General features: G+C 53.1%; 6 protein-coding genes. All 6 read right to left on the bottom strand.

The annotated features are described in order from the left end of the window. Positions 1 to 42: 42 nt before the first annotated feature. Genes MKY54_RS04145 through MKY54_RS04120 form a run of 6 tightly spaced genes read right to left on the bottom strand, consistent with a single transcriptional unit; the run spans position 43 to position 13,703 of the window. Positions 43 to 2,790 (bottom strand): alpha-mannosidase, encoded by a 2,748-nt coding sequence (locus MKY54_RS04145; RefSeq protein ID WP_339189636.1) that lies wholly within the window; start codon positions 2,788 to 2,790, stop codon positions 43 to 45. A 21-nt stretch (positions 2,791 to 2,811) separates the two neighbouring features. After that, the gene (locus MKY54_RS04140) at positions 2,812 to 6,030 is read right to left on the bottom strand and encodes an alpha-amylase family protein (RefSeq protein ID WP_076130106.1); all 3,219 of its coding nucleotides are present in this window, start codon (positions 6,028 to 6,030) and stop codon (positions 2,812 to 2,814) included. Beyond that, on the bottom strand, positions 5,970 to 7,289 hold the full coding sequence (locus MKY54_RS04135; protein ID WP_076130111.1) for a glycoside hydrolase family 125 protein: 1,320 nt from the start codon (positions 7,287 to 7,289) through the stop codon (positions 5,970 to 5,972). Before MKY54_RS04135 ends, MKY54_RS04140 begins: the two co-directional genes overlap by 61 nt. 36 nt (positions 7,290 to 7,325) lie before the next feature. Further along, positions 7,326 to 10,484 carry an alpha-mannosidase gene (locus MKY54_RS04130; RefSeq protein ID WP_076130105.1) on the bottom strand — a complete coding sequence of 1,053 codons (3,159 nt, stop codon included), beginning with the start codon at positions 10,482 to 10,484 and terminating at the stop codon, positions 7,326 to 7,328. A gap of 4 nt (positions 10,485 to 10,488) precedes the next feature. Further along, positions 10,489 to 12,783, bottom strand: a complete 2,295-nt coding sequence (locus MKY54_RS04125; RefSeq protein ID WP_076130104.1) for a glycoside hydrolase family 3 N-terminal domain-containing protein — start codon at positions 12,781 to 12,783, stop codon at positions 10,489 to 10,491. After that, positions 12,780 to 13,703: a carbohydrate ABC transporter permease gene (locus tag MKY54_RS04120; protein ID WP_036684927.1), complete on the bottom strand. Its 924-nt coding sequence runs from the start codon at positions 13,701 to 13,703 to the stop codon at positions 12,780 to 12,782. Before MKY54_RS04120 ends, MKY54_RS04125 begins: the two co-directional genes overlap by 4 nt. Between the last annotated feature and the right edge of the window lie 21 nt (positions 13,704 to 13,724).

Genomic DNA, 13,724 nt, shown 5'->3' with positions numbered 1-13,724 from the left:
CAAAAGATGCCCCGGCAGGGAAGCCCCGGGACATCTTTTTACTTAGAAGCTTAATTTCGCACCTACAGTTACAATCTCAGATGGTCCGACCTCTAAGTGGTGAACCGAAGACGTTGCTCCTTGTAAAGCAGGGTTAGGCTGCTCTAAGATATTGCTTTTAAATAAATACTCTTGAGGACTGTTCACTTTCAGTTGCAACTCTGTCTGCTGAGCGGACATATTGTACCAACGCAAAAACAAGTCGCCGGAAGCTCCGTTCATTTTCATGGATGAGAAGGCCATGTTGTCTCCCTCCCAAACCAATGGGGTATATCCAGAGTTCAACTTCCCGCTATGCAGGCCGGTCTGACATACCGTCCAAGGAGTCTGGAATTGATAGGCCTCTGTAAATGCCCGTTGTTCACTTCCCTCACCAGAATGAGGAATCAGCTCCAGTTGTGCTGTGTATTCGCCCAGGCACTGAGCTTCCGGAGTTGGGAACCAGCCCCAATCCCCCAATTCCCCTACGCTGCGTAGCAAGGTGACGGCAATAGTATTGCGTCCATCCCGCAGAACCTCATATTCGTTCAATCCCTGGTTGGCTACCGTAAGTCCTACATTGCCATTGCTGACATCGACAAAGGATTGCTGATGTTGAGTGTTGCTCGGATTTGCCCATTCTGGTGCCGGATTATTGTCCCGTGTAGCCACTTCAAACATAGAATCCACACGATGCACATCGGTAGACAGATCGGTCGGGAACAGCATTCGTATCCGGTGATCCTTGGCTTGGTTATTAATTGTGGATTCAATATGCACACCTTTGCCTTCCCGCTCCAGCGATACGACGGTACGAAGCTTCAAAACCACCGTATTTACACTCCGCTGCGCTTTACGCTCAGGATAATACACAAGTGCACGCTGTTCCGCCTCCAAGGTGTCATCCGCCGAAGCCGGAATCTCCCAATCTATTCGGATCTCAATGGCCGCACGGAAGGGAGAGTCTTCAATCACCTTAATAACTGCAGGCTGGCCTTTGGTCGTCAGCGCTTGTTCACCTTCTGGCTGCTTGTACATGTATTCATTGCCTACGTCTCCGGTATTCTCGTAAATCCCCAACTCACGATAAGTGGTACCGCTATGCTTATCCAATAACGTAAATAAACCATCCTCAGCAACAACTACCTTGAGAGATGCATTCTCCAAGCTGCGCTCTCCTTCTATTAAAGAGCTTCCCTGAGCGGATTCCGTAGTTGATTGTACCCAAGCGTAAGTACAAAGCCCAAGTGCAGGCACATTGCGTGCTTCAAAAGTAAGTCTCACTTTGCGGCACATATACGGCTGACGGAATTGGTCATCAGGCAGATCATAACCAAAGTTTAAACCCAGATCTTCCACTGTAGACGCTAATTCCTCCCCTGTGTGATCGACGAGAATCCTGCCGGACAAATCAACAGCCAGCATTCTGCGGGCGGTCTCATCCAAAGGATAACCCTCGCGCAGATATAACCGTTCAGCATCCAGCTCTATAGTTACCGTTCCCGTACGCTTCCACCCCGTGGTATTCATCACTATAAAAGGAACTGCATCTTCCCCGTATGCGGAAAAGCCAGAAGTCTCCACTTGATCTGCGATAAACTTAGCACTGTCATCTATGATGCTCTCAGCAACATGCCGGCTTTTATCAAAACGAGTTACCATCTCACGATGCACTTCATCCACACTACAACCACAGATACTGTCATGCGGATGGTTCTGCATCAGCGTCTTCCAGGCATAGGTGAATAGATGGTGCGGGTAGTCCTGTCCGGACAGGCGGGCGATGGAGGCCAGCGGCTCGGCTACTTTTTCCAAAAGAGTCTGGCCCAGCTGGTTCATCTGCTTCAAATAAACCCGGGCTGAGGCTGTGTTCACTAAGGTGCCCCATCCGTCAGTACGCTGGCTGCGCAGTTCCCCTGTAACGGTGGAGAGCTCCCGCTGACCCGAGGATAATTGCTGATCCAAGGCTTGCAGATAGTCCGGGAAATTTGAATGCACGAACTTCACTTCAGGGTATAGCTTTTCGGCGGTGCGGATAGCTTCCGGCAAATCCAATTGCAGAGGCTGGTGGTCGCACCCGTTCATGAACAATAACTCCCCCGTTGAAGCATACTTCTCTGCATCCGCAAGCTTACGGTCCCAGAATTCCCGAGCCGCACCTTCCTCAACAGGAACTTCATTGCCGTTAGAATACCAGTTGGCAAATAGGATACCGAGAATTTTGGATCCATCCGGCCCTTCCCAGATCAGCTCGGAGAAAGAGGACTCATAACCTGCATCCGATACAGTGTTGTTAAATCCCGTAGGCTTCACCCCGCGTCCAAAAAAAGCATTCGTAATCCCTGACTGCAACATCAGCTGCGGAGTCTGTCCGACCAATCCAAACGTATCGGGAAAATAGCCGATTTTGGAAGGCTCGCCGTATTTCTCGGCATCCTGATGGCCGATCTGCATATTCCGCACATTTGCCTCGCCGCTCGTCAGGAACGCATCCTGCAAAATGTACCAAGGTCCAATCAAGATTCGCCCATCCCGGATATACTTCTCCAGCTTCTCTTTGTTCTCTGGCCGAACCTGAAGATAATCCTCCAGAATAATGGTTTGCCCATCGAGGTAAAAACTGCGGAAGGCGGAATCTCCGTCCAGCTTCGCAAGCAGTGCATCCACCAGCTGAACCAGACGGACGTGGTGTTTCTCATAGGGCAAATACCATTCACGGTCCCAGTGAGTATGGGACACGATATGGGCTGTTTTGGTTGTTGTGTGGGTCATCTGTGTGTACACCTCAGTTCTTCAGCATTTATTAAGCGTAATGTTAACCTCTTCAGGTCTGTAGACAGCTACCAGCTTGCCCGCTGAATCAGCTGCAAACAACACCGAACGTTCTTTCTCCAGTAAAAATGAGTAATGAGCTCCAGTTGCAGGATCTTTTATTTCAAGTTCGGCATCCCAGGCGTATTCAGATACGAAGATATACAATGAACCTTCTGCAAAAGCAAGCTTTCGCCCGTACACACCTGGCAGGTCTCCACCGCTGATCCATTCCAGCCCGGTTTCGATACCTGCGGCTTGTGCAGCATATTGGTAGAGCGCGGCGATCGGCTCGTCGCGGTCATTCAGTTCTAAAGGTAGCGGGCACCAGATCAGGCGACCTGTGCCAAGCTGGCGTTCGATGAGGTGATCACCCACACCACCTGAGCTAGACGAATCAACATCTGCATTTGCTGGCGTTTCTTTGACTAGCTCCGCGATTCGCTTCTGTCCATAGGACACCGCAAACTTGCGTCCGTTCAATAGAAGCTGCTCCTCACGGCGCATGTTACCAAGTTTACGGGCTCCTACTATTGCGTCCATACGATCCGAAGGCTGCCAATACGCATCAACCCCCAATGCTCCAGTAATGAGCAGAACGGCACCTGTACGCTCCACTATGTCCAGCAATTGCTGAAGGGCGTCATTATCCAGATTGTGCACACTCGGCAGGAGAATCAACTTAGCCGGCTCTGCCTCCAGCGGAGCCAGATCGTATTCCGATACGGCGCGGAAAGGCAAATGAAGCTGATAAGATAAGATCCGCGTCAGGCGGGTAGTCGCATCATAGGCGAGCTTCCGGTTAGAGAAGTCATTAGAGTAAGGGAAAACCACGGCAATCTCTTCCAGCTTCCGCCCGTCAAATAATCCCCCGGCTTCGCCGATGAACCGCCCAAAATCATAAGACACATCCGCTTCCGGCTTCTCAGTCCCATCGGCCCGCAGCGCACCGATCTGTGATTCATTGGCATTATCCATATAAAAGTTCGTGTTCCAGATCCATTGCACAGCCCCGGCACCTCCAGAAGCAAACGCATAGGCATATTTGCGCTCCAGCATGGCCCGCAATTCTTCCTCACTGCGTTTAGCCCGTCCGTCTGGCGTCTCTACGTACATGATGCCGGTCTCCTGAATGAGGTTCGGTTTATGATGGGTTTTGGCAAAAATTCCATCCCAGAGCAGATTGTCATTCAACCACCAGCTGTGAACAGTGGTGTAATCGACATCGCGCTCATAAAAGAACGGCGATGGCCGTTGGGCACCTAAAGCCTCATCCTGCCCTACGGTCACTAAATGATCTGGGCAGAGTTCCTTGATAGTCCCGCTAAGCTCCCTTGCCCATACGTTGTGCATGTCCATGGAGAACAGGCAGTAGTCGAGCCAACGTGTGCCGCGCTTCCCGGAATGAATATCCTGCACACTAAAGTTAATCTCTTCTCGCTCAGGAGGTTGTGCAGCCGCAAAATCCGGCAATTCCAGCGGCGTCATATTCCAGCGCTCTTGCAGCAAAGTTATATCACCATGGCGTTCTTCCAGCCAAGCAGAGAAAGCAGCGTGTTCATATTTATCTCGCGCCGAGCTCGGTCCGTCCGAGAAAATCCGCGGCGGATCGAACATTGACGGTTCATTGATCAAATCCCAATCCACATGGGTTGTCGTGCGATGCCGTGCGATGATGGAGCGGATGAACCGTTTTTGCGCTTCTACACTGCGCGGATCGAGATAAGGATTCGTCCCTTCCCAAGTCTCCGGTGTAAAGGAGAAGAACGTAAAGGTTACCTGCAGCTCATGCCGCTTCGCAGTCAGTAGAAAAGCATCAATCGCTCGCAGCACTTCTTCCGAGGCATGACCGTCTACCTGCATAATATTGCGGTAGGCTGTCCAGATGCCGGTACGAATCCAGTTGATGCCTGCCTTCCGCATCTGTGCCATATCCCGATCCCAGACATCAGCATTTGGCAGGAATAGAAACTTCCGCGCTACGTCAGAGGTCATATAAGTCATGCCGACAACAGGTAAAGGCTGACCGTCTTTGATAAAATAATCTCTTCCAGCCTTAATCGGTTCCCCCTGCGATAACAGGCCCACGTCATATCCCCAAAAGCCTTGACGCAACATCCGCACTTCGCCTTCTTCCGATACAGCATGGCAAGAAAGATGATACAGGCCAGGTTGAATTTCTATAGCAAGCGGTACACGTAGGAAGTTCAGCTCGCGACTGACCTCAAGCTTGCACTCGTGAGTGAAACATGGGATAGACTCCCCGTCTTTGTTCAGAGTGATGTTCAGGGTCCACTGCGCTGATGTCGGTGACGATTGGCTACGGCTTAGCCGCTGACCCTGCAAAAACAGCAGCGGCCGCTCGCCTTCTTCATAAGAAGCATAGTTAGGCTTCAGCCACAGCTCTGTTACTCCCCGAGCGGCAAAAGTTGCCCAGCGGGTTAATGCTTCCGTTCCGCCTTGATTCCAGAAATCAGGCGTAAGCGGTTGGCCGATGAAGATCCAACGGCCACCAGCAAAAGGCCCGCCGATATGCTCCCACAGCACAGCTGGAGCTGAAACTTCCCGCCCGGCGGCGGTAATGCCCTTAAGCAGCGGGTAGATCCGCGTGTCCATGGGTCCACTGGAACCCATCTGCTCCGGCAGGTCACTGCTTTTAGTGACATGCGGCACCAGGTTCCAGGTATCCGACAGGGCCAGCAGCTGCTCATCGCCTACAAAGAGCGGAATGTCTCTAAGCGCGACATGCTGCTGTATGCGATTTGCGCTGCTCACCTGCAGCGCTTCATGGATATGCAGCTGGCGGTGATAGGCAGTCTGCTCAGCTTCGACCCGCCACTCTTCAGCGACTAGGCGGACTGGATGCTTAAACGGGGCACCGCCAATGCTGATCAAGCTGCCGCCTCTGCTCAAATAAGCGACGATGGAAGGCCAAGCTTCCTTTGGGAAGTATGGAGCATGGAAGCTAACGAAGCAGTCCCCGGCCTTGGCGCTGTCCAGCGTTTCGGCCAGCTGTGCTGCATGAACAGGAGGGTCAGTATGATGTATTCCTATAGACTGTGCCTGTTCCGCTGTCAGTCCGCCCGCTGCGGTATACCCGGGAAAAGACGGGTCCGCGAACAGGATGATACGGCCCCCGCTCACAGAATACCTTCCTTCATCGCCCGATAGACAAGCTGCGAGAACAAGCTGTTCGACCATGCAAACCAGCTGCGGGTAAATACACTAGGATCATCCACATGGAAGCCTTCATGCATATATCCGGTTCCGGCATCCGTACTTTCCAGCATCGCAATCAGTTCCAGCTTCTCTTCGGCAGTCTGAGCCGTAATGCCCTGCATAGACAACGCCATATGCCAGATATAGTTCTCCGGAGTGTGCGGGCTGCCGATCCCTTTGGCAGCTGTGCCTTCATAATAGAACGGATTTTCTTTGCTCAATGCGAAACGTCTGGTGTTCTGGTAGATGGGATCATCCGCCGAAGCGTAACCCAGATACGGAATGGAGATCAGTCCGGGCGTTCCCGCATCGTCCATCAGGCAGTAATTGCCGAAGCCGTCGGTCTCATAAGCATAAATCGGACCAAACTCCGGATGGCGATAAATGCCGTAGAGCTTGATGCCATGATCCACTTCAAATTCCAGCTCTTTAAGTTCAGCTAGGAATTCTAGGTCGCGGAAGACCCACTCCGCGAATTCCTGCATCTGGCGCAGCGCGACAACAGCGAACATATTGCCAGGAATGTTGTAGTGGAAATCACAGGCATCATCGCTGGACCGGAAGCCCGACCAGATCATTCCGGTATAGTTCACCGGCATGCCGAGACCGCTATTGCGCAGAGAATCTTCCGGAATGCCGTTATTGCGGCTGAACCGGTACGGAGACTGCTCGAAATGCCGCTGCTCTCTTTTGAACAAATCGAAAATCTGGCGCATGGCCGACTTGAACCCAGCGTCGAAGAAATCAGTCAGGCCCGTCTCTTTCCAGTAGGTATAAGCGAGGCGCACAACAAAACATAACGAATCAATCTCAAATTTACGCTCCCACACCCATGGCGACATCTCGGTCACATCCGTAGTGTTCCAGTGCCAGTCATTGGCCGACTCATTAAATGCATTGGCGTAAGGATCGATATGAATATACTGAATATGGCGTTTGATAAGACCGCCGATAATGCGCTGGAGATCGGGATCGTTTTTGGCCAGAGGCACGTATTGAATTACCTGCTCAACTGAATCACGCAGCCAGGAGGCCGGAATATCGCCGGTAATCACAAAGGTGGTTCCGTCATCCAGCAGTTTAGTCGTCGTCTCCAGCGTATTCGGAAAACAGTTCTTGAACAGCTGCAACAGCTTCGGGCGATGTGCCAGCTTCTCCTCTGCTTCGGCAAGCACTTCTTGTACAGCCTGCGGCAGCGGCAGCTGGGGCATTGCTATTTTGGGTAATCGGAATTGTTCCAAGTGAGTTATGCTCCTTTGCATCTGTGATGTGATTATTTAATTTCTGATGTAGATTGTTTTGATCTCGTAAGGGGCAAAGTGAAGTTCCAATTCACCGTCAGCCGTGTGTTCGATCTGTTCCAGCTGCTCTTCCAGAGCATTGGACAGGTAGACGCTCTGAACTGGATGCTGCCATTTGAGCTGGACCCGCTCGCGGCCTCCCGAGGATTCGTAGAAACGGAGAACAGTCCCCTGCCCGTCCTCGGATGGCTTAATCGTATCCAGCACCACATTCTCACCCGAGAATCCAATAAATGAGCCTGTTGGTGGCAGCTGCCCCTGTGTTGAAGAAGCGGCAAAAGTATACAGCTCATGATTTAGCTCTGCTGCACGACGAACAGTATGAGCCTCCCGCCAATCCCCACGGTGCGGATATAGCGAATAGGTGAAGTCGTGCTCGCCGAGATCCGCAGTAACATCCGGCCATTTCGGCGCGCGCAGGAGCGACAAACGAATGGTACTGCCTTGGATGTCATAGCCGTATTTACAATCATTCAGCAGACTGACGCCATATCCACGTTCGGATACATCGGCAAAACGGTGCCCGCAAACCTCATACTGCGCCTGCTCCCAGCTGGTGTTGCGGTGGGTCGGACGTTCCAGCGCACCAAATGGAATCTCGTAAGTCGCCTTATCCGCGACAACATCAATCGGAAACCCTACCTTAAGCAGCTTATGGGCTTCGTTCCAGCTTACATGCGTCTGGAAATCAATCCGGGGATTATGGTGATGTAGAATCATATCCTGAGTAATCTCGGATTGGCCCAGCTTCCAGCGGAAGCGCAAAATATCCTGCACCGCACCAGTGCGGATCACTCCCTTTTCTATAAGTTCAGCCTCCCCGGCGGGTTGGGCTTCATAACGGTTGTCAATGTCCCAGGCATCCCAAAGCGTCGGACGGTCGTGGAAAAAGTGGAAGCGGTTCGCCGGCTCACCGGATTTTACGATCTCCCGGTTTCCTTTTTTATCAAAAAGACTGGTGATTTCTCCCCGCTCGTTAAAGGTAATACGATAATAGTCCGTCTCCCAACGGTCGCCGAAGGGAACAACTCCTATAGCTGTTTGATTATGTTCAGCAGCGGCAGATTCTGCATTATTTTCAACGGATGTGTTCTGAGACAGATCACGAATCCAGATCGTCTTGTAACCAAAGGCTGGAATCTCCGGAACGAGAACCGAGACACCAGAAACTACTGTCTCCTCCGTCAGGACATCTGCTTCCAGCAGTACGTTATCCTCGCCATACACCGCAAAGTTTCCGCTAGCGACTCCTTCTTCATTGAGGGCAAGTTCGACCACGGCATCCCGCATCCAACCCAAACCATTAAAAACAATGTAAGGTGTACCCTCGCCTGACGTGTTAATGTTCCCGGCCAATGCCGCAAGCCCCGGCTGAAGCGCATCACGGCCAAGCTCAAATACCTCTGCGTATTCCTTCTCCGAGGTCTCGTAAGCTTCGGTAATCGCCGAGCCCGGAATAATATCATGGAACTGGTTCAACAAAATCAGCTTCCAGCCCTGATGCAGCTGCCCGGCAACTACGGCATGTTGCTCCGTGTCCAGCTGCGGCGAAGCTAATGTCTGCCACAGCTCCGCTTCACGGTACAACACTTCCGCCTTGCGGTTGTTCCGCTTGTTGCGGCCGTGCGTGGTGTAGGTGCCGCGGTGCAGCTCCAGATACAGATCGCCCCGCCACTGCGGCAGCTGCGGCTGACTGCGCGTAATGCCCGCGAAGAAATCCGCGGCATTACTGTATTTACTCTCCGGCTGGCCGACCATTAGCTCGGCACGCTGGATATATTCCAGCATCTCGCGGGTGACCCCGCCGCCGCCGTCACCATGCCCATAGAGCAGCATCTGCTCATTATGTTTATCTTTTTCGCGGAAGGACTGATAGTGTTCATGCACATCTTTGGGCAGCGTATTCTCATTGACCCCATGATTCAGGTAAGACAACATCGGCGTGCCGTCAATGCCGACCCAACGGAACAGATCGTAAGGGAAGACATTGGTGTCATTCCAGCCCAACTTGGTGGTCATAAAATATTTGATGCCACCATGCTGCAGAATCTGCGGCAGAGAAGCGCAGTAGCCGAAGGTATCCGGCAGCCACTCAATCTGCGAGGTGCGCCCGAACTCTTCGAGATAAAAGCGTTGACCATATAGCATTTGCCGCATCAACGATTCTCCGCTCGGAATGTTCAGATCCGGTTCGATCCACATCCCACCGACCAGTTCCCAGCGTCCTTCACGGATGCGTGCCTTGACCTTCTCATAGAGTACCGGGTCATTGTCTTTCAAATATTCGAACAGCAGCGGCTGGCTCTGCGCATATTGATAGTCAGGATATTCGTCCATCAGGGCATTCACCGTCGAGAACGTCCGGCTCGTCTTGCGCACGGTCTCGCGCGCAGGCCACAGCCAGGCAATATCGATATGGGACTGGCCCACCATGTGGATTGTTCCTTCGGCATGACCGCCGATCTCCCCGACTCTGCCCCGCAGCTTCTGCTCGATTCGCGTAATCTCACCACCCTCGCGGATCTCCTGCGTGGTAAGGCCAACGAATTCATCCATTGCCACATACAAAGCTTCCAGCATCCGGTTACGGCGCTGGTCCTGCTCAGGCAGCAGAATTGCCGAATCGCGAATCACTACTGCCGTGTACATTAGACTCTGCACAGGTCTATTCACCAGCACCAGCTGGCTGTGGATCATCCGAATCGGCGGCTGGATCACCGCCTGTTGATTTAATGGGTCCACCGGCTCGGGGACCGGATCGAAGAGTTCGATTTCCAGGTCCAACGGACGGCCAGATGGATCACCTGTCAGGGTCACAAAGGTATGATTGCGGTCAAGTCCTTGCCGCGATTCACCGTTCACCCGCAGCAGCCCTTCCCCACCTGAAGCAAAAATCAGCCCGATGTGGCCCGGCAGCCAGTTAGCCGGAATCTCCAAAGTACGGCGGAAGAAATAGGTCGTTCCTTGCACACTCGGGAACAGATCATAATTGCTGCCGTCCTTATAAGGCTGCAGCTTGTCATACTGTCCCGGCAATTGATACACCGAGGACAGAATCTCCCAATCGCGCAATTCCTGCACCTCTAGCCATTGCTGCTCGGAGAGCTCGCGGATGAAGCGTTTAATGCGTTCCATGTCTTTACCCCCTCACCGTCAAATCGGTGCTCAGTGTATCATTTACATGCTTACCCACCAGCACTTTAAACGCTCCTGGCTCTACAACAGGTCTTAAATCCGGTCCGATATATTGCAATTGCTCCGACCCTACCGTGAACAACACGGTTTGCTTCTCACCCGGAGCCAACTTGATTTTGTCAAAAGCCTTCAATTCCCTGGCAGGACGGGTGACCTTACTGGCGACATCGGAAATATACAGTTGCACCACCTCTGCGCCCTCACGGTCTCCTGTATTCTGAACGTCCACGGAAACTGTAGCCGTCTCCCCAGCCGCAATTACTTCCGGCTCCACCTTCAACCCGGAGTACGTAAATTCAGTGTAGCTAAGCCCGAAGCCGAACGGATATTGAGGCTGGGAATCGGCCTCCAGATATCTTTTGCCACGGGAACGTTTACCGTTGTAATAGACCGGGAGCTGGCCCACATGCTTCGGCACGGATACAGTCAGCTTCCCGGACGGGTTCACATCGCCGAACAGGATATCCGCAACAGCGTGCCCGCCTTCTTGGCCTGGATACCAGGCTTCCAGAATGGCATGTACATGCTCGTCAATCCAAGGCTCACTCACCGGACGGCCGTTAATATAAACAACGATCACAGGTTTGCCGAGCTGATGAACCTGCTGGATCAGTTCCAGCTGCACTCCCGACAGGGTCAATGACACCCGGTCAATGCCTTCGCCGCAGTCCATATCATTCCAGGCATTCTCCGTCACCTTGGACGCGCCTGTCTTGAGATCGATACTGCCTTCCCCGAAATCGCGTGCACTGGAGCCGCCGACGACCATAACAACGGTATCAGCCTGCTCTGCACAAGCGAGCGCGGCTTCAAAACCTTCGCGCGAATCGCCTTTGATCCGGCAGCCCGGTGCATAGAGCACCCGCTCCGGCTCTGCAGCCAGCTTGCTGCGGATGCCGCTGAGCACGGTCGCTACCTTAGCCGGAGGCTGCGGTGAGGTATAATCGCCGAGCTGGTTATACCCGGCATCGGCGTTAGGGCCAATGACGGCGATCGTGCCGGCGGTCTTGGACAATGGCAGCACACCTGCTTCATTTTTCAGCAGGATGATGCTCTCGCCCGCCACTTGCCGGGCCAGCTCTTGATGCGCTTTGCTGCCGATGACGCGTTCAGCCGCATCGGGATCAGCGAATGGCTGCTCGAACAGGCCCAGCCTGAACTTGAGCGTCAACACACGGCGGACCGCCCGATCCAGCAGTGCCGGGTCCAGCTTGCCTTCACGAACGGCATCCACCAGGTATTTGCCGTACATTTCCCCGGACATCTCCATGTCGATGCCGGCTTCCAGTGACTGCACTGCTGCATCCATGCCATCTTCAGCCACATCATGGCCAGAGGCCAGCATCTCTATAGCTCCGCAGTCGGTAATGATTAGACCCTCAAACCCCCATGCTTCGCGGAGTATATCCTCTAGTAGCTCTGTATTTGTCGTGCAAGGCACGCCGTCTATTTCGTTATAAGCAGGCATAATGGAGACTGCACCCGCTTCGACCGCTTTTTTGAAGGGCAGCAGATCCACTTCCAGCAGTTCACGCCAGCCCATGTGCACAGGCCCGGCATTCCGGCCGCCTTCTGAGCTACCGTATCCCACAAAATGCTTCAGCGTAGCCCCCACGCTGCCGCCGCTCTGCAAGGATTCCCCCTGCAGACCTTCAACAGCCGCAACCGCCATCTCGCTGATCAGGTAAGCGTCCTCGCCGAAGCACTCCTCGGTGCGGCCCCAGCGGGGATCGCGCACCACATCCAGCACCGGCGAATACGTAACCGCGCCGCCCTGACTGCGTGTCTCCAGCGCTACGGCGCGGCAGACCTCACGATACAGCTCCACATTCCAGGAGCTGCCGAGCGACAGGGGCACCGGGAATACGGTGGCCCCGATCGCCATGTGGCCATGCGAGCATTCCTCGCCGATCAATACCGGAATGCCCAGCCGCGAATGCTCCAGCACATACCGCTGGAGCGTATTCACCGCTTCCGCACCTTCACGCGGAGACAGGCCAGTAGCCAGCGTCACACCGGTCCACGGGTCAGCGCGCAACATCCCGTAAAGCGAACCAACGCCGCCCCCGGCAACCTTCTCCTTGAAGCTTTCTGTCAAGGTCATCTTACCGTCTCTATGTTCATAGGCCTGCCAGCCAAAAGGCTGAATCAGCTGACCGGCCTTCTCTTCCAAAGTCATCAGTCCGAGCAGATGCTCCGCCCGTTCTTCAGCAGGTAAATTCGGGTTTGTATAACTCATTCCTTAACAGCCCCTACGGTAAGACCTTGAATGAAATAACGCTGGAAGAACGGATAGGCAAAAATAATCGGTCCTGTCGCCAGCACGACCATCGCCATCCGCGATGTATCCTGCGGCATGGAGCGAAGAGCTTCCAGACTGAGCGAACTGTTCTGGGAGTTCTGCAAAATAAACTGCATACTGGTCTCGATCCGCATCAGCATCGATTGCAGCGGGACTAAATTCGGGTTGTCGATGTACAGCAGCGCATTGAACCAGTCATTCCAATAGCCGAGGGTGCTGAACAAAGCAATCGTAGCCAGACCGGGCAGTGATAAAGGCAACACCAATTTCAGGAAGATACGGAACTCGCCCGCCCCGTCGATTTTGCCGGATTCGATAATGGCATCAGGCACACTCGTGCTGTAGAAGGTGCGCAGAATCATAATGTAAAAAGCATTCACCGCCAGCGGCAAAATCAGCGCCCAGATCGTATCCTTCAGGCTTAGAAACTGCGTAACGATAATATAAGTCGGCACAAGTCCACCGTTGAACAGCATGGTAAAAAACGCGAAGAACGAGAAAAAATTGCGGTAACGGAAGCTTTTCCGGGAAATGGCATACGCATAAAAAGCGATAAACAAAAGGCTGATAATCGTCCCTATCACCGTTACAAAAATCGTCACACCATAAGAACGCAGCAGCATATCTCCGGATTCAAACACATAACGGTATGCGCCGAGACTCCATTTTGCCGGAATCAGCTTATAGCCATCCCGCGCCAGCGCCACCTCATCGGTGAAGGAGATGATCACGACGAACAGAAACGGAAACACGCACAGAAACGCAAAGATGCCGGCTATCAGATTAAAAGTGATATTCCAGGGCGTCGAGAGATGGTGGAAATCACGTTCTTTTTTAGTCTTAGTAATGGAAGACATATGGCCCACTCCTTTCATGAG

The organism is Paenibacillus sp. FSL P2-0121 (genome assembly GCF_037975345.1).
Taxonomy (GTDB): domain Bacteria; phylum Bacillota; class Bacilli; order Paenibacillales; family Paenibacillaceae; genus Paenibacillus_AQ; species Paenibacillus_AQ odorifer.
The sequence above is the reverse complement of the archived record's forward strand: the minus strand, read 5'-3'. Positions and strand labels throughout refer to the sequence as shown.